The organism is Streptomyces sp. NBC_01618, from assembly GCF_045209435.1.
Classification (GTDB): domain Bacteria; phylum Actinomycetota; class Actinomycetes; order Streptomycetales; family Streptomycetaceae; genus Streptomyces.
Genome location: NZ_CP109297.1, coordinates 1,169,750 through 1,193,277, shown reverse-complemented (window position 1 = coordinate 1,193,277; position 23,528 = coordinate 1,169,750). Strand labels below are relative to the sequence as shown.

Sequence of the window (23,528 nt, the reverse complement as noted above, 5' to 3'; positions counted from 1 at the left end):
CACGCCAGTGGACCAGACCAATATTGGTTTGTCGGCGCGAATCGAATCGCTGGCCGAATCCGGCCACGACCCGCGATAGTTGGCGCACTGTCGTGCACCTGCAGCCTCATTCCGCTTACGACCGGGGGTCTCGCCCATGAACAGACCGACCTCGCGCAGAACCGTGCTGACCGCGGCGCTCGCGGCAGCGGCCACCGCCGGCACGGTGTCGTCCGCCGGCTCCGCGACCGCCGCCGCCCCGCCCACCGTCGGCCCGCCCGCCCCCTCCACGGCGGCCGCTTCCCTCGTGGACAACCACTCCTGGCACACGTACACCGACTGGCGCAGCGGCTCCGGCGCCGGGACGCGCGCCGTCGCGGGCCGCCGCCCCGGTCTGGTGATCGGTCGCGCCGAGGGGAGTACCGACTACACCGATCCGCACACCGGGAGGACCGCCGCCTGGGAGTACGCGACCTGGACCTCGCCGGTCCACCGGTCCGCGGTCCCGGCGACCGAGGTGATCGCCTCGTGGAACGCGGACACCCCCGCGGGCACCTGGATCCAGATCGAGCTCCAGGGCCGCTACTCGGACGCCACCTCCACACCCTGGTACGTGATGGGCCGGTGGGCGGCGGGCGACGGCGACATCCGCCGGACGTCCGTCGACGACCAGACCGACGGCAAGAGCTCCATCTGGACCGACACCTTCTCGGTGGACAACGCGGCGAGCGGCCTGCGGCTGCTCTCGTACCGGCTGCGGCTCACCCTCCACCGCGCCCCGGGCACCCGTCTCACGCCCATCGTGTGGCGGCTCGGCGCGATGGCGTCCGACATCCCGGACCGCTTCGACGTGCCTGCCAGCACCCCCGGTCTCGCCCGGGAACTTCTGGTGCCGCGCTACTCGCAGAACATCCACGCGGGGCAGTACCCGGAGTACGACAACGGCGGCGAAGCCTGGTGCAGCCCCACGTCCTCGCAGATGATCATCGAGTACTGGGGGCGCAGGCCCACCGCCGAGCAGCTCGCCTGGGTCAAGCCCGACCTGGCCGACCCGCAGGTCTGCCACGCGGCCCGGTTCACCTACGACTACCAGTACGAGGGCTGCGGCAACTGGCCGTTCAACGCCGCGTACGCCGCGACGTACGACGGCATGAGCGCGGTCGTGACCCGGCTCGGCTCGCTCACGGACCTGGAGACGCTGATCCGGGCGGGCATCCCGGTCATAACGTCGCAGTCCTTCCTCAAGGAGGAGCTGACCGGCGCGGGATACGGAACATCGGGCCACCTGATGACCGTGATCGGGTTCACCCCGGACGGCGACGTGATCGCGAACGACCCGGCCTCGCCGAACAACGAGGCCGTGCGCCGCGTCTACCGGCGCAAGGAGTGGGAGACGATCTGGCTCCGCACCAAGCGCTACGACGCGAACGGCAGGGTCAGAAGCGGTACGGGCGGCGTCTGCTACGTCTACTGGCCCGCCAAGCCGGCACCGATCCAGCGCCGCGCACTGCGGTCGCTCGGCCTGCTGTGAGCACGTACGGCCCCATGGCCGTCTCGACGACCTGACGGCAGCGCTCCTGGCCGTCCTGCGTGAGGTGGCCGTACTGGTCCACCGTGACCTTGATCGAGCGATGTCCGAGCCGGCGAGACACCTCGTGAATGGACACGCCGCTCGTCAGGGTCACGGTGGTCCACTTGTGTCGCAAGTCGTGCGGATTGTATTCGGGTGGACCGAGTCGCCTGATGGCGCGATCCCGATCCGCCTGTGGCGTACAGCGTGGGAGAACAAGGCCGAGAGGGCTATGTGGCGGGACTCGATGGTGTTGAGGGCCGCCCCCTCCCGGCGCCAGCGTGCCCGCCGCTGACGAGGGCCGCCTGGAGCCCAGCCCGCTGGGCTCCAGGCGGACCAGTCGCTTCATGGTCGACGCCACGCTCGCCGACGACCTGGCGACGGCGTTGCGGCAGGCCCCGGTACCTGAAGAGCCGCTCGCCGCCGAGCAGTTGCTCGCGGCCCTGCTCAGTACCCGGCCTTCCCGTACTCGAACAGGCACCGTTCGCCGAACGGGCGCGCGCGGCGCTGCGCCGGGTCCTGCGCGAGACCGAGCACGCGGACGACGAACCGGAAGACCCCTGGGAGCTGGGCCCGGTGGAGGAACCGGCGCAGGACGACGACGTGCCGCGGCCGCAGCCCGGAGACCTGGCCCGCGCGGTCGTGCTGCTGGCAGCGACCCGTCCACGCCTCTTCCGCGGTCGCCCCGCGTACGTCCTCGGCATCCCCGTGGACTCCATGACCGGCATCCTGGAGGAGGCCCAGCGCTACCTGGCCTGGCTCGGCGCGCAGGGCCCCCTCGGCACGGTCCACCCCTGGGTGGCCCGTCGTCGCCGGCGACCTCGCGCTGCGCACCCTCGGGGCCCGCCGCGGGGCCGGACGGCTGCGGGTTCTTCTCCTGTGCAGCAAGGTCCACTCCGGGGGTCACGATGGCATCGATGGCGTCGAGGATCTCTGCGGACAGGGTGGTGTCAGCGGCGGCCAGTTGGGAGTGCAGGTGGTCCATGGTCCTGGGGCCGATCAGGGCGCTGGTGACTGCCGGGTGGGCGGTCACGAAGCCGAGCGCCATCTGGATCATGGTGATGCCGGACTCGCGTCGGCGAGCGCGGCCAGCTTCTCGACGGCGTCCTTCTTGGCCCGGTTCTCCGGAACGGAGACGTCGAAGCGCTGAGGCATGAATGCGGACCTGCTCGTGGTGACCTCGCGGCCCTCGCGCACAGCGCCGGTCAGCCAGCCGGACGCCAGCGGGCTCCACACGAGCACCCCGAGGCCGTACTCCTCGGCGAGGGGCAGAACCTCGCTTTCCGCACCGCGTTGCAGGATCGAGTAGTTCGGCTGCTCGGTGACATAGCGTCCCAGCCGGTGCTCGCGGGCAGCCCACTGGGCCTGCACGAGCCGGTACGCGGGGAACGTCGAGGTGCCGAAGTAGCGGATCTTTCCGGCGCGCTGGAAGTCGGTGAGCGCCGCGAGTGTCTCCTCGTCGCTGGTCCACGGGTCCCAGCGGTGGATCTGGGAGAGATCGATGTGGTCGACGCCGAGCCGTCGCAGGCTGTCATCGAGGGCCTTGGCGAGCCAGCGACGCGAGGCCCCCTGGTGGTTGCGCTCCTCGCTCATGGGCAGAGCGGCCTTTGTGGCGAGCATGACGTCATCACGGCGCGCGGCGATCGCCTTGCCGACCATCTCCTCCGACTGCCCACGGCTGTACATGTCGGCGGTGTCGATGAGGTTGATCCCGGCGTCCAGGGCGGCGCGGACGATCTGGTCGACATCGTCCTGGGTGGTGCGGCCGATCGCGCCGAAGTTCATCGCGCCCAGCGCCAGCGAACTTTTCTGAACTCCGGTGCGTCCCAGTGTGCGGTACTGCATTGTCGTCCTCCGGAATCAGGTCCCGGCCCTCGGTCACCGGAGAGTGACAGGGACGGGAATATGGCAGGATCGAAGCGGAACATCGATCCGTTTTCGACAATGCGGAACATGGATCCGTTTTTGCAAGCGAACGAGACAGGGATCGCGGTATGCCGGGTGACAAGAAAGAACAGGGATCGTCCCGCCGTCGAGTGGACGTCATACGCAATGAGCAGGCCCTGCTCGGTGCGGCGGCAGCCACGTTCGCCGCGCACGGAGTGGACGCGCCTGTGCGCGCCATCGCGGCACGGGCCGGTATAGGGATCGGTACTGTCTACCGCCACTTCCCTACGCGTGCCGACCTGGTCATCGCCGTGTATCGGCACCAGGTGGACTCGTGCGCCGAAGCCGGACCGGTTCTGCTGGCCTCCGCCGGCTCGCCCCACGCCGCCCTGAAGCAGTGGATCGACATGTTCGTCGACTTCCTGGTCACCAAGCATGGGCTCGCCGAGGCACTGCAGTCCGACAGCGCGCGCTTTGAGACCCTGCACGCCTACTTCCTCGACCGCATGGTCCCCGCGTGCGCGGCGTTGCTTGAGGCAGCCGTGCAGGAAAATGAGGCGCCCGCAGACGTCACCGCGTACTCACTCCTGCGCGGCATCGGCAATCTGTGCATCGGAGCCGATTCCCAGTACGACGCGCGCCGCCTCGTCGACCTGCTGGTCATGGGACTGAGGCAGCAAGGCGCCACCTGAAGTATCCAACAGCTGCCATTACGCACTGGCCGGACATGCTGCGTGGCTTGCCGTGCAGCAGACGGTCCGGGTGGAAGTTGAGGGGCACCCGCAGCGCCGGGTCCACCGGAGGGCCCGACGCCAGTTCCGCGACATGACGAAGGGCCCTTACCTGCGGTGTCCGGGAAATTTCGGAGCTCGTCCGCGCAGTGTCCCCCAAGCGGATCAACCGGTAGCAGTTGGATTCCGCCGGCTCACGGTCCGTCGCGGGCGGCACGTACCACTGTGGTGGTCCACTGCGGCGGCGAACTCGTGCCGCGCCCCGCCGCGCGCCGGCCCCTGCCGTGCCGTGGACGATCGGTCGGGGGGAGGCGGGGGATGCGGGGGTGACCGGTGCGGGGAGACGATGGAGGGAGGCTCCGGGGGCACGCAGGACACGGCAGCGTGGGCCCGAGTCGGGACATCGAGCCGCTGCGGTAGGCGGAAGGGAGTGCCGGGATGAGTGCCTCCGAACCATCCCGGGCGGGGCCCGGCCCGGCAGGGTCTGCTTCGTCCGCGCCCGGCGGGCTGCTCGACGTGCTGGGCGTTGCCGCCGTCGTCCTCGACGCGGACGGGCGGATCGTGCTGTGGAGCCCGCAGGCCGAGGAGCTCTTCGGTTACACCCCCGACGAGGCGCTGGGCCGGTTCGCGGGTCGGCTTCTGGTCCACGAAGGCCACCTGGAGCAGGTAATTGACCTGTTCGCCCAGGTCATGGGGGGCAATGGAAGCTGGGCCGGGGTCTTTCCCATTCGGTGCAGGGACGGCGGCACGAAGCCGGTGGAGTTCCGCAACATGCGGCTGACGGATGACCGGAAGGGCCTGTACGCACTGGGGCTGGCTTCCGACCTGACCACCTTGCGGCGGGTCGAACGGGATCTGGCCCTGTCCACGGGACTGGTGTCGCAGTCCCCGATCGGTCTGGTGGTCATGGACACCGAACTGCGGTTCGCCGCGGTCAACCCGGCGCTGGAACGCATGGACGGCCTGCCCGCCGACGAGCTGATCGGCCGGCGCACCCACGATGTCCTGCCGTTCCTGGACACCGAAGCCATCGATTCCTCGATGCGTCAGGTCCTGGACACCGGCGTCCCGATCCTGGACCTGGAGGTCGTCGGACGCACTGCTGCCGATCTGGATCACGTGCGCGCCTGGTCGGCTTCGTACTACCGGCTGGAGGACCCGGTCGGCAAGGTACTGGGAGTGGCCGGGTCCATCGTGGACGTCACCGACCGTCACCGCATGGCCGCCGAGGCACACCACGCGCGCCGGCGCCTCGCCCTCCTCGCGGACGCTTCCGTACTCATCGGCACCACCCTCGATCTCCACCGGACCGCCCACGAGCTCGCCGACATCGTCGTGCCCGACCTGGCCGACGTCGCCACGGTCGACATCCTCGACACCGCCCTGCACAGCCACAGCACCCCACCGTCCCCGCCGCAGGGGCACGCCCGGTTCCGGGCGCTCGCTGTGAAGGCGGCCTACCCCACCGAGGCCGTCCGCACCGCCGACCCGACCGGCGACATCGCCGACTACGGCGCCGACCGCCTGGTCACCCAGTGCGTCACCACCAGCGACCCGATCCTCGTCCCCCACGTGGACGGCGGAGATCTGCGGCGGATCGCCCGCTGTCCCGAAGTCGCCACTGACCTGGCCCGCGCCGGTCTCCACTCCTACCTCGTGGTGCCGCTCATCGCGCGTGGCGAAGTCCTCGGCGCCCTGGACCTCAAACGTTTCCGCAACCCGCTTCCCTTCGACGACGACGACCTCATCCTGGCCAGCGAGCTGGCCGTCCGGGCCGCCGTGTCGATCGACAACGCACGCTGGTACCAGCGGGAACGCGACGCCGCTCTCACCCTCCAGCGCAGCCTGTTGCCCCAGCACCCGCCGTACCGGCCCGGCCTGGAGATCGCCTACCGCTACCAGCCGGCGGAGGCCGCCCGCGAGGTCGGCGGCGACTGGTTCGACGTCATCCCTCTTCCCGGCGACAAGACCGCCCTGGTCGTCGGCGACGTCATGGGCAGCGGTATCCCCGCCGCTGCCACCATGGGACAACTGAGCAGTGCCACCCGCGCGCTCGCGGACCTCGATCTCGACCCCAGCCGGGTCCTGCACCACCTGGACCGCAGTTCCACCGGCCTCGATCAGTCCATCGCCACCTGCGTGTACGTCGTCTACGACCCGCACCGCGCGCACTGCCGCATCGCGCTGGCCGGACACCTGCCCCCCGCCCTGGTGCGTCCCGGCCGCGCCCCCGAACTGCTCGACCTGCCGACCGGCGTGCCCCTCGGCGTCGGCGGGGTTTCCTTCCGCACCACGCACATCGACCTGGACCCCGGTGACAAGCTCGTCCTGTACACCGACGGCCTGGTCGAAACCCGCGACCAGCCCATCGACGCACGCCTGGCCACCCTCCTCGGCCTCCTCGGTCAACCGGACCGGCCCCTGGAAGCGACCTGCGACCTGCTCCTGCACGCCCTGCGCCACCCGGACGACCACGACGACACCGCCCTCCTCATCGCCCGGTCCAAGCCCGCGCGGGGGCCGGGAGCGTCCTGAACGAGGCGCGTCAGTGGTGGTCTCGTCGCACGTACGCGACGGTGCGTCAGTGGCCGCCGGTGAGTGTCTCGCCGAGCAGCGCGGACAGTTCGCCCGGCTCCACTGCGCCGAGCTCGTTGAAAGCACCGGACCGCCGCCCCAGCACGCCCCCATGACCGCCGCGACCACCATCTCGGCCCGCAGCCGGGGCCGCTCCAGGCCTCTGCCGGCGGCTGCGGGGGCCGCGGCTCGCCGGGTGGTTGGAGGCCGCGCCGGCCGACGCGGTGCCCGCGACGCCCAGCAGGGCGGCTCCAAGAGCGGCGGTACAGGCGGCTGCGGCGAGCGCCCGGAAACGGGCGCGGGAACGATGCGGTCCAGACATCTTGTCTCCTTGTGGGGGAGGGAACTCGCGAGTGGGGGGCGTACGGCCGGCCGTCCATGAACTTGGCATGAATGAGGAAAGGCTGGTTCGAGTGGAACCGCAGATGGACTAGACCAGTTGGGTTAATGGTTCGGACCAATTCCGTTGATCGTCCCGCCCGCCCCCGAGTCGCTCCGTCACCCCGTGACGGATATCGTCCGATCGGGCATACTCAAGCCCCCACAGCCACTGGTCAGCAGCTCTCGTAATCCGAGAGGCGGGCAACGGCTGCGCAGTAGTGCTCTTCCGGGCCCCGCCCGGAAGTCCCCCGGCGGCGCCGTCCACACCCCGCGCGCGCGACCGTCGCAACGCCCGACAGGGAGGAGAGCGCCGTCATGTCCGACCGTGCCCCGCAATTGGTGGAACGCCGTCTGCCCACCGAGGAGTCCAGGCAGCTCATCGCGCTCGTGCGCGACGTCGCCCAGCGAGAGATAGCGCCGCGCGCGGCCGAGGAGGAGGACGCGGGCCGGTTCCCGCGCGAAGTCTTCACACTGCTCTCGGAGTCCGGACTGCTCGGACTGCCCTACGACTCCGCCCACGGTGGCGGTGACCAGCCGTACGAGGTCTACCTCCAGGTCCTCGAAGAACTCGCGGCCGCCCGGCTCACCGTCGGGCTCGGTGTCAGCGTCCACTCCCTCGCCTGCCACGCCCTCGCCGGATTCGGGACCAAGGAGCAGCAGGCCGAACACCTTCCGGCGATGCTCGGAGGGGGCCTGCTGGGCGCCTACTGCCTCTCCGAGCCCGCCTCGGGCTCCGATGCCGCCTCGCTGCGTACGAAGGCCGTACGGGACGGCGACGACTGGGTCATCACCGGAACCAAGGCGTGGATCACCCACGGCGGCATCGCCGACTTCTACACGGTCCTGGCCCGCACCGGTGCCGAGGGCGCCCGCGGCATCACTGCCTTCCTGGTTCCCGGCGACGCCGAGGGGCTGAACGCGGCCGCCCCCGAGAAGAAGATGGGCATGAAGGGTTCGCCCACCGCCCAGCTGAACTTCGACGGCGTACGGGTCGCCGACGCGCGCCGGATCGGCGAGGAGGGCCAGGGCTTCGCGATCGCCCTGTCCGCACTCGACTCCGGCCGTCTGGGCATCGCCGCCTGCGCGATCGGCGTCGCCCAGGCCGCGCTGAGCGAGTCTGTCGCCTACGCCACCGGCCGTCGGCAGTTCGGGCGGCCCATCGCCGACTTCCAGGGCCTGCGCTTCATGCTCGCCGACATGGCCACCCAGATCGAGGCGGGCCGCGCGCTCTACCTGGAGGCGGCCCGGCTGCGCGACGAGGGCAAGCCCTTCTCGCGCCAGGCGGCCATGGCGAAGCTGTTCTGCACGGACGCGGCCATGCGGGTCACCATCGACGCCGTCCAGGTCCTCGGCGGCTACGGCTACACCCTCGACTTCCCCGTCGAGCGGCTGATGCGCGAGGCCAAGGTGCTGCAGATCGTCGAGGGGACCAACCAGATCCAGCGGATGGTCATCGCGCGCCACCTCGCGGGTCCGGAGACGCGCTGACCCGCAGCGGCCGCTTTGACCACACGGGCGTTGCCATGATCCGGTTCCACTCCTGGTCGTGGCGGCCCGGCAGGGTCCGTCCGGTGCTCTCCCAACGACGCAGCAGGGCCCGGTAGATGGGCGGATCGGTGGAGTGCGGCACCGGCCGCGGCGTCGACCGGGGAGGCACGGGCTGCGGCACCGGCTGTGAACCGGGCTGCGGAACCGATTCTTCGGCGGTCGGAGCGGTGAGACGGCGACGACCGGGACCGGCCGTTGAATGCAGCAGGGTCATGACTGGCCAACGGTGCGGGGCGGGCCCTGGTCACTGCCCGGCCGATTCGAGAGCCCGTTCGCCGGGTCCCTGGCGGCGGAGCCTCCGGGGGAACGGGCACCACGCCGGCCGGGCCGTCGTGGTGCGGCGCGGATTCGAGCGGGACGAGCCCGGACGGCGTCCGGGCGGCCTCGCGCGGGGCGTGAGCGGCCCTCAGGCGGCGTCGCGCCGCATCTGCGGCACCCGCAGCGGGCGCGAGCCCGGGCCGCCGGCGTGCGAGAACGGCTGCATTCTCCAGTCGAGCCCCTGAGGGAGCGTCAGCAGCAGGGCCGTCTCCTGCTCCTGGACATCGAGCGAATCGTCGGCGGGCCGCGTCTGCGCCGCCGCGCGGCCCGTACCGGCGCAGACGGTCAGCACGAACGGGTTCCACGGAGTCGGGCACAGTGCGTGCTCCGGCAGCACGTCCTCGTCCGCCAGCAGCGCGATCGGCTGCACGCAGTCCGGGCAGATCACCCGGTACATCTCGAACATGTCGTACGCGTCGGGAGCGGTGTCCTCGACGGGATCGACGGGATCCGGTTCGGTACGTCCGGTGAGCTTCAGGCTCTGCATGGGAAATTCCCCCCTCGGGTGGGCCGACAAGGCGCCACGGCCTCGACCACAGCAAGCACTTCCCGTCGCGCATCCGCCGTAACCGCCAAGGGAGTGGCTACTCGTCCGTAAACCTGTGGTATTCGTCACATGCCCGCCGCAGGTGCCCTCCCGGAGCCCTTGCCGCTGTGCCCGGAGGCACCAGTGGCAATAGGTTGATCCGTATGGAGGAGCTGGACCGACAGATCGTGGAGTTGCTCGTCAAGGACGGGCGGATGAGCTACACCGACCTGGGCAAGGCCACGGGCCTGTCCACCTCGGCGGTTCATCAACGCGTGCGCAGGCTGGAGCAGCGCGGGGTGATCCGGGGCTATGCCGCGGTGGTCGACCCCGAGGCCGTCGGCCTGCCGCTCACCGCGTTCATCTCGGTGAAACCCTTCGACCCGAGCGCACCGGACGACATCGCGGAGCGGCTCGCGGGCGTTCCGGAGCTGGAGGCGTGTCACAGCGTCGCCGGAGACGAGAACTACATCCTCAAGGTGCGGGTCGCGACGCCGCTGGAGCTGGAGCATCTGCTCACCCGGATCCGCTCGCTGGCCGGTGTCTCCACCCGGACCACCGTCGTGCTCTCGACGCCGTACGAGGCCCGGCCCCCGCAGATCTGAGAGGGGCCGCGGACCGCGCGGCTCCGGGCAGGCGCGAGACTGGTCCCATGACCGAGAGCACCGCCCCCCGAGGCGACCACCGCACCGTGCTGCTGCGCGGTGGAGACGTCCACAGCCCCGCCGACCCCTTCGCCACCGCCATGGTCGTCGAGCGCGGCCATGTCGCCTGGGTGGGCTCGGAAGGGGCCGCCGACGCCTTCGCGAGCGGCGTCGACGAAGTGATCGACCTCGAAGGCGCGCTGGTCACCCCCGCGTTCACCGACGCCCACGTCCACACCACCTCGACCGGCCTGGCCCTCACCGGCCTCGACCTCTCCGGTGCCCGGACGCTCGACGAGGCGCTCGGTCTGCTGCGCGCGTACGTGGCGGCGCACCCCGAGGACCGGGTCGTCCTCGGCCACGGCTGGGACGCCACACGCTGGCCGGAGCAGCGCCCTCCGGCGCGCGGCGAACTCGACGCGGCCGCCGGCGGCCGGCCGGTCTACCTGCCCCGTGTCGATGTGCACTCCGCGGTCGTCACCACCGCTTTGCTCGACCTGGTCCCGGGCGTCACCGCGCTCACCGGATACCACCCCGACGCCCCGCTGACCGGCGCCGCCCACCACGCGGTGCGCTCCGCGGCCCACGGCGCCGTCTCGGCGCGACAGCGCGCCGACGCGCAGCGCGCCGCCCTGCGCCACGCCGCGTCGCTCGGCATCGGCACCGTCCACGAGTGCGGCGGCCCGGACATCTCCGACGAGGAGGACTTCGCCGCGCTGCTGAAGCTCGCCGCGGCGGAGAGCGGACCGCGGGTCTTCGGATACTGGGCCGAGCAGGTCGCCGACGAGAAGGACGCCCGCCGCATCCGGGAACTCGGCGCGATCGGCGCGGCCGGGGACCTGTTCGTCGACGGCTCCCTCGGCTCGCACACGGCGTGCCTGCACGAGGCGTACGCCGACGGCCCGGCGGGACACACGGGCGCCGCGCACCTGGACGCGGCGCGGATCGCCGCCCATGTCACCGCCTGCACCGAGGCCGGGCTGCAGGCCGGCTTCCACGCCATCGGCGACGCGGCGGTCTCCGCCGTCGTGGAGGGCGTCAGGGCCGCCTCCGAGACGCTCGGCCTGGCCCGGATCCGGGCCGCCCGGCACCGTATCGAGCACGCCGAGATGCTCACCCCGGAGACCGTCGCCGGCTTCGCGGAGCTGGGGCTGACCGCCTCCGTCCAGCCCGCCTTCGACGCGGCCTGGGGCGGCGAGGAGGGCATGTACGCGCGGCGGCTCGGCGCCGAGCGGGCCAGGACCCTCAACCCGTACGCGGCGCTCCTGCGGGCCGGTGTGCCCCTGGCCTTCGGCTCGGACAGCCCGGTGACCCCGCTGGACCCCTGGGGGACCGTACGGGCCGCAGCCTTCCACCGCACGCCCGAACACCGGATCTCCGTGCGAGCCGGTTTCACCGCCCACACCAGGGGCGGCTGGCGAGCCGTCGGCCGCGACGACGCGGGGACCCTGGTACCCGGCGCTCCGGCCGACTACGCGGTCTGGCGCACCGATGACCTGGTGGTTCAGGCCCCGGACGACCGGGTCGCCCGCTGGTCGACCGACCCGAGGTCGGGAACGCCCGGCCTGCCGGACCTCACCCCGGGCGCGGCGCTTCCGGTCTGCCTGCGCACTGTGATCTTCGGACAAACTGTCTACGTGCGGCCGAACGAGTGACGTCCGGACATTTCGTACCGCCGATCGAAGAGTCCCCCGCTCTGCCGCGACCTGCGGATCTTCGCTACTGACCAGGCAAGTTCCGGGAACATTGCAGGTCAGGCGGCTATTGACAGAACGCGCCCACTGGCCGGTAGGTTCGGCCGAGTCCACCACAGGACGTCCGACCGGTTGAACCTCCACGCAGTCGTCGAACGCCGCTGGGTCATGGGGTGGTGCGCCGCACCGGCGCACCGCTCCTGACAGCCAGGTTCAGCGCCCGCGCCTCGGGGGCGAGGGAAGGTTTCAGCCGGACGGTAGGTGCGACCCGGGTGGGGCCCGGACGTTCAGTAGACAACGGCTCTAGGTCGACCCGCAGCCAGCGGGTCCCAGGTCGGCCCGAAGGGCGCCGGGCCCCCATTCGTAGTCCCCGTACGTTCCCGTCAGGGGGTCTGTCCGTACTTCCCTCCTTCTGTCCGTGGCGGTGCCCGTTCCCGCCCGACCGCGTCGGCATCCGGCCCCCGTCCGCTGGATATGGTGTGCACCTGCGTACGGACTTAAGGGGCAGTAAGTGAACGACGGCGGTCAGCGGCGGTACGGCCCGCTCGGCAGGACCTTGGTGATCATTCCGACCTACAACGAGGCCGAGAACATCAAGCCGATCGTCAGCCGGGTGCGCGCCGCTGTGCCGGAAGCCGACATCCTGATCGCCGACGACAACAGCCCCGACGGCACCGGCAAGGTCGCCGACGAGCTCACCTCCGCCGACGAGCAGGTGCAGGTGTTGCACCGCAAGGGCAAGGAAGGGCTGGGCGCCGCCTACCTCGCGGGCTTCCGCTGGGGCATCGAGCACGGCTACGGCGTGCTCGTGGAGATGGACGCCGACGGCTCCCACCAGCCCGAGGAACTGCCCCGGCTGCTCACCGCGCTCAAGGGCGCCGACCTGGTGCTCGGCTCCCGCTGGGTGCCCGGCGGGCGCGTGGTCAACTGGCCCAAGACCCGGGAAATGATCTCCCGCGGCGGCAGCACGTACTCCCGCCTCCTCCTCGGGCTGCGGACCAGGGACGTCACGGGCGGCTACCGGGCGTTCCGCGCCGAGACCCTGGAGGGCATCGGCCTCGACCGGGTCGCCTCGCAGGGCTACTGCTTCCAGGTCGACCTGGCCCGCCGCGCCATCGAGGCCGGATATCACGTCGTCGAGGTCCCGATCACCTTCGTGGACCGCGAGATCGGCGACTCGAAGATGAGCCGCGACATCCTGGTCGAGGCGCTCTGGCGGGTCACCTCCTGGGGCGTCACCACCCGTACTAACCGGGTCCTCGGCCGCAAGGCGATCTGACCGCGTCGTGTGCGGCGGGCTCCGGCCCGTCGCCCGTGATCACCCCCTTACGCCGCTTGGACGCCCGTACGGGCACACTGGGGACCATGACGACCGGCACACCGCCCCCGACCGCCCCCAGGCGCTCACGCGTCCGTACCCTCGTTCCGCTCGCCGTCGCCGCCTGGGCGGTGCTGGAGATCTGGCTGCTCACCGTCGTGGCGAACGCGGCGGGCGGGTTCACCGTGCTGCTGCTCCTGGTGGCGGGAATCGTGTTCGGGGCCGCCGTGATGAAGCGGGCCGGCCGCCGGGCCTTCCGCAACCTCACCGAGACGCTCCAGCGGATGCCCGGACAGCCCGGGGCGGCCGCCGCCCCGCAGGCGGCACCCTCGGGCACCGAGGGCAACGGCTTCCTGATGCTCGGCGGGCTGCTGCTGATCATCCCGGGGATGATCTCGGACGTGGCGGGGCTTCTGCTGCTCGTGCCGCCGGTCCGTTCGATGCTCGGCCGGTACGCGGAGCGGTCGCTGGAGCGCAGGATGCGTGCCGCGGGCCCCGGCAGCCTCTCCGACGCCTTCCAGCAGGCCCGCATTCACCGGCCGGACGGAAAGATCGTGCAGGGTGAGGTCATCCGTCAGGACGGCGCACAGCCGGGCCCCCGCCCCGACGAGGGCCCCCGGCCGCCGCTGACTCCCTGAGCCGGCCCCGGTACCGGGGCTGCGACCAACGCGTCACGGCCCCGGTACCGGGGCCGTGACGCGACAGAGCCGCGGGCTGTGACACACGCTCGGTGTGTCACAGCCCGCGGCTCCGTCGCACGGCGGTGTCGGGCGGTCAGGCAGACTTCCTGCTGTCCCGCGGATGCACGGCGATGTTCATGGCTCCGGAGCGCAGAACCGCCAGCCTCTCGGCCAGCACCTCCTCCAGCTCCTCGCGTGTGCGCCGCTCCATGAGCATGTCCCAGTGCGTACGCGCAGGCTTGCCCTTCTTCTCCTCGGGGCCATCCCCGTCCACCAGGAGTGCCATGGCGCCGCACGCCTTGCACTCCCACTCCGGCGGAATTTCCGCCTCTACCGAGAACGGCATCTCAAATCGATGTCCGTTCTGGCATGCGTACTCCACCGCCTGGCGCGGGGCCAGATCGATGCCGCGGTCCGTCTCGTAGCTGGTAACCACGAGTCGCGTGCCGCGGAGAGCTCGCTCACTCATGAATCGTGCCTCCCGGGCTTGTCGCCCACAGGACAGGTGTCGCTGTCGTCGTCATCCGGTCAACGTCCGGTCGGCGGTAAAGATTCCCGTTGCCGGTCATGCGTCGCCCGTCGTGCCGCTGCTTCTTCAGGGTTGGGGTACCCGCCAATGCCCGGTTTGTCACATCTGACAGAAGTTGTCACCCAACGGTTTGGCTTCTTCCGCTCGCAGTAACGGTCCTCCGGGCAGGCCAAAGGCGTACACTACCGGCCTTTCACTTCAACGTCTAAATCCGTTCGGGCACGGGATTGCCCGCGGCCGCCACGGCCCGCCGGATCGGCACCCTCGCGAGCAGCACGGAACCGACCACGAAGAAGATCACCAACGAGATGATCGCATCCCGGTAGCTCCCGGTCAGCTGATACGCGAGCCCGAACACCAGTGGCCCCAGCCAGCTCAGTCCGCGGTCGCTCATCTCGTACGCGGAGAAGTACTCGGCCTCCTTGCCGCGCGGCACCAGATGCGAGAACAACGAGCGCGAAAGCGCCTGGCTGCCGCCGAGCACCAGGCCGATCGCCGAGGCCAGCACATAGAAGAAGACCGGTGCGTCGGCGGGCAGGAAATATCCGGCGACGAGAATCAGCGTCCAGACGACGAGCGAGCCGAGAATCGTGCGCTTCGCGCCGTACACCCGCGCCAGCCGGCCCATCCCCAGCGCTCCGGCCACCGCGAGCACCTGCACCAGCAGCACGGCCGTGATCAGTGTCGTCTGGTCCAGGCCCAGTTCCTCGGAGCCGTACACCGAGGCCTGGGAGATCACCGTCTGCACACCGTCGTTGTAGACGAGGTACGCCAGCAGGAAGGAGAGCGTCAGCGGATGGCGGCGCATGTCGCGCAGGGTGTTCATCAGCTGCCGCCACCCCGAACCGACCGCCCCTTCGCCGCCCGGCGTCACCCGCCGGTCGCGCAGTCTGCGCAGCGGTACGAGCGTGAAGGCGCCCCACCAGACGCCGGCCGACGCGAGACAGATCCGCACCGCTTCGGACTCGGAGAGGCCGAAGGAGTCGTGGCCCGTGTACAGCACCAGGTTCAGGACGAGGACGAACGCGCCCGAGGTGTATCCGAACGCCCAGCCGCGCGAGGAGACCGCGTCCCGCTCGTCCGGTTCGGCGATCTGCGGCAGATAGGCGTTGTAGAGCACCATCGACACCGAGATCGAGGCGTTCGCCACGATGAGCAGGAACGCGCCCAGCAGATAACGGTGACCGTCCAGGAAGAACATGCCGGTGGTGGCGGCGGCCCCCACATAGGCGGCGGCCGCGAGCAGTGGCTTCTTCCGCCCCGTACGGTCCGCCGCGGCGCCCACGACCGGCATCACGAGCACCGCGACCACCACCGACACGGAGACCGCGTAGGCGAAGAGCGACCCGGCGCGCACGGGTATACCCAGCGGGTGCACGAAACCGTCGGCGTCGGCGGCAGCCTTGGCGACCGACGTGAGATAGGGGCCGAGGAATACCGTCAGGACACTGGTCGAGTAGACGGAGCAGGCGAAATCGTAGAAATACCAGCCGCGCTGTTCCCGTCTGCGGCTCGCGGCGTCTGCGGAACCCGTCGCGAGTTCCGTCGGCTCGGCGGTGTCCGCGGTCTCGGCGCTCAAAGCGCTCCCCCTCGTCTCTCCCCGTGGAGACCTCGCACGACCGGCGTCAGGCCCAGGCCCCGCGCTCGCTCAGCACCGTACGCAGCGTCTCGATGTGATCGGTCATGATGCCATCCACGCCGAGGTCGAGGAGCGCCGCCATCCGCTCGGGTTCGTTCACCGTCCAGACGTGCACCTGGAGTCCGCGTGCATGCGCCTCGCGTACGAAGCGGCGGTCGACCACCCGGACGCCGTTCTGGCTCTCCGGCACCTGCGCGCACACGGCGCCGGCCCGCAGTGCCGCCGGAACGCCGTACGAGCGCAGCCGCAGGCCCAGCACGCCGCGGACGCCGTAGGAGGTGGCGAGCCGGGGTCCCGCGAGACGGTGGGCCCGGGCGACCCTGGCCTCCGAGAACGAGCCGACGCAGACCCGGTCCCAGGCATTCGTCCGGCGGATCAGGTCAACCAGCGGGACCAAGGCGGAACCGGCCTTGATGTCGACGTTCCAGCGGGCTTCCGGGAACGTCTCCAGCAGCTCCTCGAACAGCGGCAGCGGCTCCCGGCCCGCCACCCTGGCCCGCCGCACCTCGTTCCACGGCAGCTCGGCTATCCGGCCCCGGGCATCCGTCACCCGGTCCAGAGTGGCGTCGTGGAAGGCCACCAGACGACCGTCCGCCGTGGTGTGCACATCGGTCTCGAAGTAGCGGTATCCGGCGTCAGCGGCCCGGCGGAACGCGGCCGTCGTGTTCTCGATCCCGTCGGCGGCGCCGCCTCGGTGGGCGAAGGGGATCGTCGCGGGATGGTCCAGATAGGGGTGGCGTACGGAGGTCACTTCGGCAGTATCGCCTGCTCCGGTGTCGGGGCGGTGACGGTGGTCTCGCCATTGTCCCGCGCGGGTGCGACGGCCGCCTCGTCGGCGGCTTTGGCGGCGGTCTTCCCGGCAGCCTCGCCGCCGATCGCGAAGAAACGCAGGAAGAACTGGGCGAGCGGGCCGATGGCCAGGGCGTAGAGGACCGTGCCCGCGCCGAGCGAGCCGCCGAGCACGAAGCCGGTCGCCACGACCGCCACCTCGATCAGGGTGCGGACCAGCCGGATGGAACGGCCGGTACGCAGATGCAGACCGGTCATGAGTCCGTCGCGCGGTCCCGGCCCGAACCGCGCCGCGATGTACAGCCCCGTCGCGACTCCGTTGACCACGACCCCCGCCACCATCACGGCGATCTCGGCGGCGAGACCGTGCACGTCGGGCACGAGCGCCAGCGTGCCGTCCATGGCGATGCCGATGGCGAAGACATTGGAGACGGTGCCGAGCCCCGGACGCTGCCTGATCGGTATCCACAGCAGCAGAACGACGGCGCCGACGATGATCGAGACGACCCCGATGGACAGCCCGGTGCGCTCCGCCAGCCCCTGATGCAGTACTCCCCAGGGCTCGAGGCCGAGGCCGGCCCGGACCAGGAGCGCCGAACTTGCTCCGTACAGCGCGAGACCGACGTACAGCTGAATCAGCCTTCGGGTGAGGTGCGCCCCGCGAGGGACGGGGGTGATGGACAAGAGGTGCCCCCTGGAGTGGTGGTGGTGGACTGCCGCATGTCACTCTGTGGCAGGGGATTGGCTGCCAACTATGGCCAATCCGAGGAAGGTGGACTGATTTCGATGGCGCAGTGGACTTCGGCAGTCAGTGCGGCACAGCTCGCCCGGCAGCTCCAGGCCCAACAGTCCCGGCCCGTCGGACCGGGCGCCCGCAGGCCGCCCGCCTATCGTGCGCTGGCCGACGGGGTCCGTCTGCTCGTCCTCGAAGGCCGGGTGCCGGTGGCCGCCCGGCTCCCCGCGGAGCGTGAACTGGCGCTCGCCCTGTCCGTCAGCCGCACCACCGTCGCCGCCGCGTATGAGGCGCTGCGCACCGAGGGCTTCCTGGAGTCCCGCCGCGGCGCCGGCAGCTGGACGGCCGTGCCCGCGGGCAACCCGCTGCCCGCACGCGGCCTGGAGCCCCTGCCGCCGGAATCGCTCGGTTCCATGATCGACCTGGGCTGCGCCTCGCTGCCCGCCCCCGAACCGTGGCTGACCCGGGCGGTCCAGGGTGCCCTGGAGGAACTGGCACCGTACGCCCACACCCACGGCGACTACCCCGCCGGACTGCCCGCGCTGCGGCAGATGATCGCCGACCGCTACACCGAGCGCGGCATCCCGACCATGCCCGAACAGATCATGGTCACCACGGGGGCGATGGGCGCGATCGACGCGATCTGTCACCTCTTCGCGGGCCGCGGTGAACGGATCGCGGTGGAGTCCCCGAGTTACGCCAACATCCTGCAGCTGATGCGGGAGGCGGGTGCCCGGCTGGTGCCGGTGGCGATGGAGGAGGGGCTCGGCGGCTGGGACATGAACCGGTGGCGGCAGGTGCTGCGGGACGCGGCGCCGCGACTCGCCTACGTCGTCGCCGACTTCCACAACCCCACCGGCGCGCTGGCCGACGAGGACCGTCGACGCGACCTGGTGGACGCCGCCCGCTCCGCCGGCACGGTTCTTGTCGTGGACGAGACCATGAACGAGCTGTACCTCGACGACGATGTGCGGATGCCGCGCCGGGTCTGCGCCTTCGACCCGGCGGGCTCCACCGTGATCACCGTCGGATCGGCGAGCAAGGCCTTCTGGGCCGGTATGCGCATCGGCTGGGTCCGTGCCGCCCCGGACGTGATCCGCAGCCTGGTGGCCGCCCGCGCCTACGCCGACATGGGTACGCCCGTCCTGGAGCAGCTCGCCGTCAACTGGCTGATGCGCACCGGCGGCTGGGAGCAGGCGGTGCAGGTCCGCCGTGAACAGGCGCGGGAGAACCGGGACTCGCTCGTCGCCGCGCTCCGCCGGGAACTGCCTGACTGGGAGTTCTCGGTGCCGCGCGGGGGGCTGACGCTCTGGGTACGCACCGGCGGCCTCTCGGGCTCCCGGCTCGCGGTGGCGGGGGAGCGGGTCGGGGTACGCGTTCCCTCCGGTCCCCGGTTCGGTGTCGACGGGGCCTTCGAGGGGTACGTACGGCTGCCGTTCACGGTCGGGGGACCGGTCGCGGACGAGGCGGCGGTACGGCTCGCGGCGGCGGCGCAGCTGGTGAGTTCGGGGGCGGGCGCGGGGGTGGAGACGCCGCGTACCTTCGTCGCCTGACCGCACGACGGTGCGGGGGCGGCGGACCGGCCGCCCCCGCACCGACCTGTTCCGTTCAGTCGCCGACCCGCAGGCCCTCGACGGCCACGGCCGCGGTCAGCGGGTGCGGCATCACCGGTTCCGGGACGCTCGGCTCGGCGGGGCCGGGCTCCTCGGCCTCCCCGGCCGGAACCGGTGCCTCGGCCGGTGCCTGCCGTTGGGGGAGCAGACCGAGGACCGCCTGCCGCTGTGCCTCGCTGGTCGCCTCGTCGTACGGATCGGGCGTGGCCGGAACCTGGAGCCGCAGCACGGGACCGGTGCCCAGCCGCGCGTACCCCCGGCCGGGCGGGACGTTCGGCGTCGGGGTGGTGTGCGGCTCCGTGCCGAGCACCGATTCGACCTGGTCGCGGGAGCAGTGGCCGAGCACGACCCGGGCCCGGGTGTGGGTCCTGAGCGTCTCACCGAGGGCGTCCAGGCTGTCGAACTGCTCGGTGACGACCACGGTGACGTTGGCCGCCCTGCCGTGCCGCAGTGGCACCTGCAGCAGCTCCTGGGGATCGGGCCTGCCGTCGGCGGCCGCCAGGTGGCCGAGGACGCTGGGCCGGTCCAGCAGCACCCAGAGCGGGCGCTTGGTGTCGTCGGGGGCGGGGTGGCCGGACTGCCGGGCCCGGTTCGCCGCGATCAGCCGCCGCTCCGTCTCGTGGGCCGCCCACTCCAGGGTCGCCAGCGCGCCGGCCAGGCCGCATTCGACCGCGAGTACGCCGTCGCGCCCGGTCAGGCAGGCGTACTCGCCGGTGCCGCTTCCTTCGATGATCAGGATGTCGCCGTGCTGGAGCGCCTGCAGGGCGATCGAGCGCATCAGCGTGGTGGTGCCGCTGCCGGGCTGCCCGACGGCCAGCAGATGCGGCTCGGTGGAGCGGGCGCCGGTCCGCCAGACGACGGGAGGGGCGTCGCGGGTCGTGTCGCCGTCGCTCACGGGAACGGTGCGCTGCACCGCGTCGCCGTCGGTGAAACCGAGCACGGTCTCGCCCGGCGCGGTGACGAAGCGCTGGGCGCCGATCGAGGTGGGCAGGGCGTCCAGCACGCTCATGACGAGCCGGTTGCCCTCCTCGTCCCAGGAGAAGTGGTACTCGCGGCCGCGGCCCGACTTGGCGTGCAGCAACTGCTCGATCCGGGCACGGGAATCCGCCTCGCTGTCGGTGAAGTAGGCGGGGTACGTCACCTGAAGACGCGTCAGGCGCCCGTCGCCGTCGAATTCGTAGTCGCTGAAGGTCTTGTCCCAGTCGCCACCGTGGGCGAACAGCGGACTGGGGTCGTCGGCCACGGAGAAGTACGGCACGAGCGCCTCGTACAGGGACCGCAGGCGTCCGGTCTCCGCTTCGTCGGGGCCGGTCTGCACGGGGGTCCGCTCCCGACCCTTCCAAGCGGCGGCGCCCATCACCGTGACCAGGGCGAGCACGGACCCGTAGGGGATGAGCGCGACCACCATGACGCAGGCCGCGACGGAGCAGAGCACCGGACCACGCTTGTCCTTGGGCGTCGCGGCCCACTTCTGCCGTCCGGCTCCGGCCAGCAGCCGCAGACCACGGGTGATCGTGATCAGCGGATGGAGGACGTCCGTGGCGTTGTCGGCGGCCGTGCGCGCGAACTCGCGGCTGCGAGTGATCGATGCGGTGCCGCTGCTCAGAATGCGGGGGAGTGGTCGCCGGGCCACGTCGGTCTCCTGAAGGGGTGGGAGCGGTCGCGGAGGGTCAGAATTTGATCCCGCCCAAGAGACCGGCGAGACTCGCGCCGCCCGCGGTGATGCTCGGTGCGATGGCGGTGCCCGCCAGATAGAAGCCGAACAGGGCAGTGACGAGAGCGTGCGATGCCTTGAGGCCGTCCTTCCTGAAGAACAGGAAGACGATGATGCCGAGGATGACGACGCCTGACATGGACAGGATCATGAGAGGTTCTCCTGGTTGGGGGGGACAGTCACCATGAGTCCTTCCAGGTTCACCGGAAGTATCTATACGATAAAAGCTGTATTCGAGTGAAAAGTCGTTATTTTCACTGGATTGGCCGACAGGGGACGCCGGAAGGGTGTCGGCGGAACACCGGGGAGACGGAACATTCGGTGTCGCGCACCGTTCCGCCGTCCTCGGACGTGATCCGCCGCGGTGGGCGGGCCGGGTCGCGGCGCGGTTGAGCAGTACCCTGTCGATTCACTCGTACGGCCCCCACGGCGTACGCCCCCGCAGGTCAACAGTGGTGAAACCGATGAATGGAAGGCGGTCCGTCCGATGAGCGAAACCCCTGATCCCGAGGTGGTCGAGCTGGCGACCAAGGTCTTCGACCTGGCCCGCCGCGGTGAGGCCGACACGCTCGCCGCGTACGTCGACGCGGGTGTCCCCGCGAATCTCACCAACGACCGGGGCGATTCGCTGTTGATGCTCGCCGCCTATCACGGCCACGCCGCCGCGGTCACCGCCCTCGTCGCCCGGGGCGCGGACCCGGACCGGGCCAACGATCGCGGGCAGACCCCTCTCGCCGGAGCCGTCTTCAAGGGTGAGGGCGCGGTGATCGAGGCGCTGCTCGCAGCGGGGGCCGACCCGGCGGCCGGAACACCCTCCGCACTGGACACTGCACGCGTGTTCGGCAAGGCCGACCTGCTGGAACTCTTCGGCGCCCGCTGACCGGGTACGTCGTAAATGTGGTCGCGGTGGCGAAATGGCTGGGTCATCATGACGTCGCGGGCCCGGTTCGGGCCACCGACGAGAGGCAGAGGAAGATGGTCTACACCAAGCAGAAGACGGCGGTCGGCCGATCATGTTGCTGCGCGGCCTAGTGCCCCACCCGGCACTTGGAACTGCACAGTCCCGGTTGCGTCGACAGCTTGATGTGAGGCTTTTTTCATGTTTGATCCGTTCATAGCGCCGAGCGGCACCCTGCTCGGCCTGCTGCAGAGGGGCCGTGGCGACGGCACGCTCCACGCGCTCGCCGCACCACGCCTCGAGGCCCTGGCGGCTCTCAACCACTGCGTCCTGAGCGACCCGCGCCACGACTGGCAGGTGGAGAACCGCTCGCTCTACTACGCACGCCTGTATCTCGACCTGGACGGCGGCATCGAAGAGATCGAGCGCCACCTGGACGCTCCCGACGACCACCTCGACACCGACGACTCACGCACCGGGCTGGCCCTCGCCGTACTCGGTCACCTCGCGTCGTACGGACGGGACGACGCCCTGGCACTGCTGCGGCGGTACGCCGCGACCGGGGCCAACTGGGCCTGGGCCCTCGACGAGCTCGCCCTGCGCGACGACGACGCGGGGCTCCGTGCCCTCGCCGCACCCGTCCTCGGCCGGTTCCCGGCCACCGAGGAGGGGGCCGCCGAGCTGGCCGCCGCCGTGCGGGACGCCTTCGAGCCACGCCCCTGGCGGCTCTGGGCCGACGACCCCCGCGACGAGGTCGGCGTCCGGGTCAGGGCCGCCTCCGAACAGGGCTCCTTCGACCGCTGGCAGCGTCAGATGCGACCCGGCGGCCCCCGCCCCGGATGGAGCGTCCAGGCCGTCTTCGACTGGGCCCAGCGGGCGCTGGAACGAGGCAGCGTCCTCCACGTCCCGGCCGCCCGCTGCCTCACCGCCGTCGCCGGCCCCGAGGACCGGTCCACCATCGTCGAGGCCGCCCGCAGCGGCCCGGACGGCGCGCGCTGCGCCGCCCTGCACTACCTGGCCGAGGCCAGGGAGCCGGCCGTGCTCGACCTGATCGAGATCGCCGTGGCCGGCACCTCCCGCACCGTCGCCGACGCGGCCGTCGCCGCCTTCGAGCGGATGTGCGGCGACGCGGCGGTGGAGCGCGCCAGGCGCTGGGCCCGGCGGCCCGACGCGCTCGGTGCCTCCGCGGCCGGCGTGCTCGCCTGCCGGGGCGGCGCCCAGGACGCCCCATTCGTCCTCGGCGCACTCCGTGAGGCCGTACGGGGCGAGGGCCCGGACGCGCCACGCCTGTGGACCCTCGTCGACGGCACGGGCAGGCTGGGCATCGCCTGCGCCGCACCTGTGCTGCGCCACGTCTACCGGGAGACGTCCTCCTCGCATCTGCGCGGCCGAGCGGCCCGCGCGCTGGCCGTTACCGATCCCTCCTTCGCCACCGGATTCGCCGTCGAATGCCTGTGGGACTGTGAGGAGACCACCCGCGAGGTCGCTGCGCTCCACGCCGAGACCGGCGACATCAGGGTCGCCGAGCGACTGCGCCGGCTCGCCGCGGACCCGGCCGAGGAGGCCGAGGTGCAGACGGCGGTACGCAGCCGCATCGGGCCCGACGCCCCGGCGGTCTGACCGGAACACGCACAGCGCCGCACGTCGGGGGGCGTGCGGAGCCGTGTGCACGGCGGCGCGCGGCGAACGGTCCGCGCCGCGCGGAGAGCACCGCTCGCCGTACCGCCGCACCGCCGCACCGTGTACGGGGAAGCCTGCCGTGC

20 protein-coding genes and 2 pseudogenes are annotated in these 23,528 nt (G+C 71.3%); 11 read left to right on the top strand and 11 right to left on the bottom strand.

Annotated elements, in window-relative coordinates; all coding sequences use genetic code 11:
• Nucleotides 1-136: 136 nt before the first annotated feature.
• Nucleotides 137-1,510, top strand: a complete 1,374-nt coding sequence (locus tag OH735_RS05645) for a peptidase C39 family protein (RefSeq protein WP_406379985.1) — start codon at nt 137-139, stop codon at nt 1,508-1,510.
• Here OH735_RS05645 and OH735_RS05640 read toward each other — a convergent pair.
• The 3 genes and pseudogenes from OH735_RS05640 to OH735_RS05630 form a co-directional block, all read right to left on the bottom strand.
• Nucleotides 1,416-1,694: pseudogene (locus OH735_RS05640) on the bottom strand (tyrosine-type recombinase/integrase); the annotation flags it as partial. The gene OH735_RS05645 and the pseudogene OH735_RS05640 overlap by 95 nt on opposite strands.
• Nucleotides 1,695-1,996: 302 nt before the next feature.
• On the bottom strand, nt 1,997-2,341 hold the full coding sequence (locus tag OH735_RS05635) for a hypothetical protein (RefSeq protein WP_406386944.1): 345 nt from the start codon (nt 2,339-2,341) through the stop codon (nt 1,997-1,999).
• Between the two features lie 67 nt (nt 2,342-2,408).
• A pseudogene (locus OH735_RS05630) lies at nt 2,409-3,394 on the bottom strand (aldo/keto reductase); the annotation flags it as partial.
• A 149-nt stretch (nt 3,395-3,543) separates the two neighbouring features.
• Between OH735_RS05630 and OH735_RS05625 the strand changes: the two are divergent.
• Nucleotides 3,544-4,128: a TetR/AcrR family transcriptional regulator gene (locus OH735_RS05625; protein ID WP_406379983.1), complete on the top strand. Its 585-nt coding sequence runs from the start codon at nt 3,544-3,546 to the stop codon at nt 4,126-4,128.
• 477 nt (nt 4,129-4,605) lie between these two features.
• Nucleotides 4,606-6,702, top strand: coding sequence for a SpoIIE family protein phosphatase (locus OH735_RS05620; protein ID WP_406379982.1), 2,097 nt, complete (start codon nt 4,606-4,608; stop codon nt 6,700-6,702).
• A gap of 46 nt (nt 6,703-6,748) precedes the next feature.
• Here the strand turns inward: OH735_RS05620 and OH735_RS05615 are convergent, their stop codons facing one another.
• Entirely contained in the window at nt 6,749-7,063 is a 315-nt protein-coding gene (locus OH735_RS05615; RefSeq protein WP_406379981.1) for a hypothetical protein, read from the bottom strand.
• A gap of 374 nt (nt 7,064-7,437) precedes the next feature.
• On the opposite strand from OH735_RS05615, the gene OH735_RS05610 reads away from it, so the two are divergent.
• Entirely contained in the window at nt 7,438-8,610 is a 1,173-nt protein-coding gene (locus OH735_RS05610; protein ID WP_406379979.1) for an acyl-CoA dehydrogenase family protein, read from the top strand.
• A 466-nt stretch (nt 8,611-9,076) separates the two neighbouring features.
• On the opposite strand, the gene OH735_RS05605 is transcribed toward OH735_RS05610, so the two are convergent.
• Nucleotides 9,077-9,475, bottom strand: a complete 399-nt coding sequence (locus OH735_RS05605; RefSeq protein ID WP_406379977.1) for a hypothetical protein — start codon at nt 9,473-9,475, stop codon at nt 9,077-9,079.
• A 203-nt stretch (nt 9,476-9,678) separates the two neighbouring features.
• Between OH735_RS05605 and OH735_RS05600 the strand changes: the two genes are divergently transcribed.
• From OH735_RS05600 to fxsA, 4 genes are all read left to right on the top strand, one after another.
• Nucleotides 9,679-10,119 carry an Lrp/AsnC family transcriptional regulator gene (locus tag OH735_RS05600; RefSeq protein WP_024493538.1) on the top strand — a complete coding sequence of 147 codons (441 nt, stop codon included), beginning with the start codon at nt 9,679-9,681 and terminating at the stop codon, nt 10,117-10,119.
• Between the two features lie 47 nt (nt 10,120-10,166).
• Nucleotides 10,167-11,813, top strand: a complete 1,647-nt coding sequence (locus tag OH735_RS05595) for an amidohydrolase (protein WP_406379975.1) — start codon at nt 10,167-10,169, stop codon at nt 11,811-11,813.
• A 550-nt stretch (nt 11,814-12,363) separates the two neighbouring features.
• Complete coding sequence (locus OH735_RS05590; protein ID WP_406379973.1) at nt 12,364-13,131, top strand: polyprenol monophosphomannose synthase; 768 nt, start codon at nt 12,364-12,366, stop codon at nt 13,129-13,131.
• A gap of 86 nt (nt 13,132-13,217) precedes the next feature.
• Nucleotides 13,218-13,808: an FxsA family membrane protein gene (fxsA, locus tag OH735_RS05585; RefSeq protein WP_406379971.1), complete on the top strand. Its 591-nt coding sequence runs from the start codon at nt 13,218-13,220 to the stop codon at nt 13,806-13,808.
• A gap of 136 nt (nt 13,809-13,944) precedes the next feature.
• Here the strand turns inward: fxsA and OH735_RS05580 are convergent, their stop codons facing one another.
• From OH735_RS05580 to OH735_RS05565, 4 genes are all read right to left on the bottom strand, one after another.
• A complete protein-coding gene (locus OH735_RS05580; protein ID WP_007262928.1) occupies nt 13,945-14,319 on the bottom strand; it encodes an RNA polymerase-binding protein RbpA in 375 nt (124 codons plus the stop codon).
• A 265-nt stretch (nt 14,320-14,584) separates the two neighbouring features.
• Nucleotides 14,585-15,958 (bottom strand): MFS transporter, encoded by a 1,374-nt coding sequence (locus tag OH735_RS05575; protein ID WP_406379969.1) that lies wholly within the window; start codon nt 15,956-15,958, stop codon nt 14,585-14,587.
• A 46-nt stretch (nt 15,959-16,004) separates the two neighbouring features.
• Nucleotides 16,005-16,769, bottom strand: coding sequence for a glycerophosphodiester phosphodiesterase (locus OH735_RS05570; RefSeq protein WP_406379967.1), 765 nt, complete (start codon nt 16,767-16,769; stop codon nt 16,005-16,007).
• Complete coding sequence (locus OH735_RS05565) at nt 16,766-17,491, bottom strand: YitT family protein (protein WP_406379966.1); 726 nt, start codon at nt 17,489-17,491, stop codon at nt 16,766-16,768. Before OH735_RS05565 ends, OH735_RS05570 begins: the two co-directional genes overlap by 4 nt.
• A gap of 102 nt (nt 17,492-17,593) precedes the next feature.
• On the opposite strand from OH735_RS05565, the gene OH735_RS05560 reads away from it, so the two are divergent.
• On the top strand, nt 17,594-19,093 hold the full coding sequence (locus OH735_RS05560; protein ID WP_406379964.1) for a PLP-dependent aminotransferase family protein: 1,500 nt from the start codon (nt 17,594-17,596) through the stop codon (nt 19,091-19,093).
• 55 nt (nt 19,094-19,148) lie between these two features.
• On the opposite strand, the gene OH735_RS05555 is transcribed toward OH735_RS05560, so the two are convergent.
• Both OH735_RS05555 and OH735_RS05550 read right to left on the bottom strand, forming a co-directional pair.
• Nucleotides 19,149-20,786, bottom strand: a complete 1,638-nt coding sequence (locus OH735_RS05555; RefSeq protein ID WP_406379962.1) for a hypothetical protein — start codon at nt 20,784-20,786, stop codon at nt 19,149-19,151.
• Between the two features lie 37 nt (nt 20,787-20,823).
• Complete coding sequence (locus tag OH735_RS05550; protein ID WP_018103962.1) at nt 20,824-21,018, bottom strand: hypothetical protein; 195 nt, start codon at nt 21,016-21,018, stop codon at nt 20,824-20,826.
• 336 nt (nt 21,019-21,354) lie between these two features.
• Between OH735_RS05550 and OH735_RS05545 the strand changes: the two genes are divergently transcribed.
• Both OH735_RS05545 and OH735_RS05540 read left to right on the top strand, forming a co-directional pair.
• Nucleotides 21,355-21,747: an ankyrin repeat domain-containing protein gene (locus OH735_RS05545; RefSeq protein ID WP_406379960.1), complete on the top strand. Its 393-nt coding sequence runs from the start codon at nt 21,355-21,357 to the stop codon at nt 21,745-21,747.
• 219 nt (nt 21,748-21,966) lie between these two features.
• Nucleotides 21,967-23,385 carry a HEAT repeat domain-containing protein gene (locus OH735_RS05540; protein ID WP_406379958.1) on the top strand — a complete coding sequence of 473 codons (1,419 nt, stop codon included), beginning with the start codon at nt 21,967-21,969 and terminating at the stop codon, nt 23,383-23,385.
• Nucleotides 23,386-23,528 lie beyond the last annotated feature (143 nt).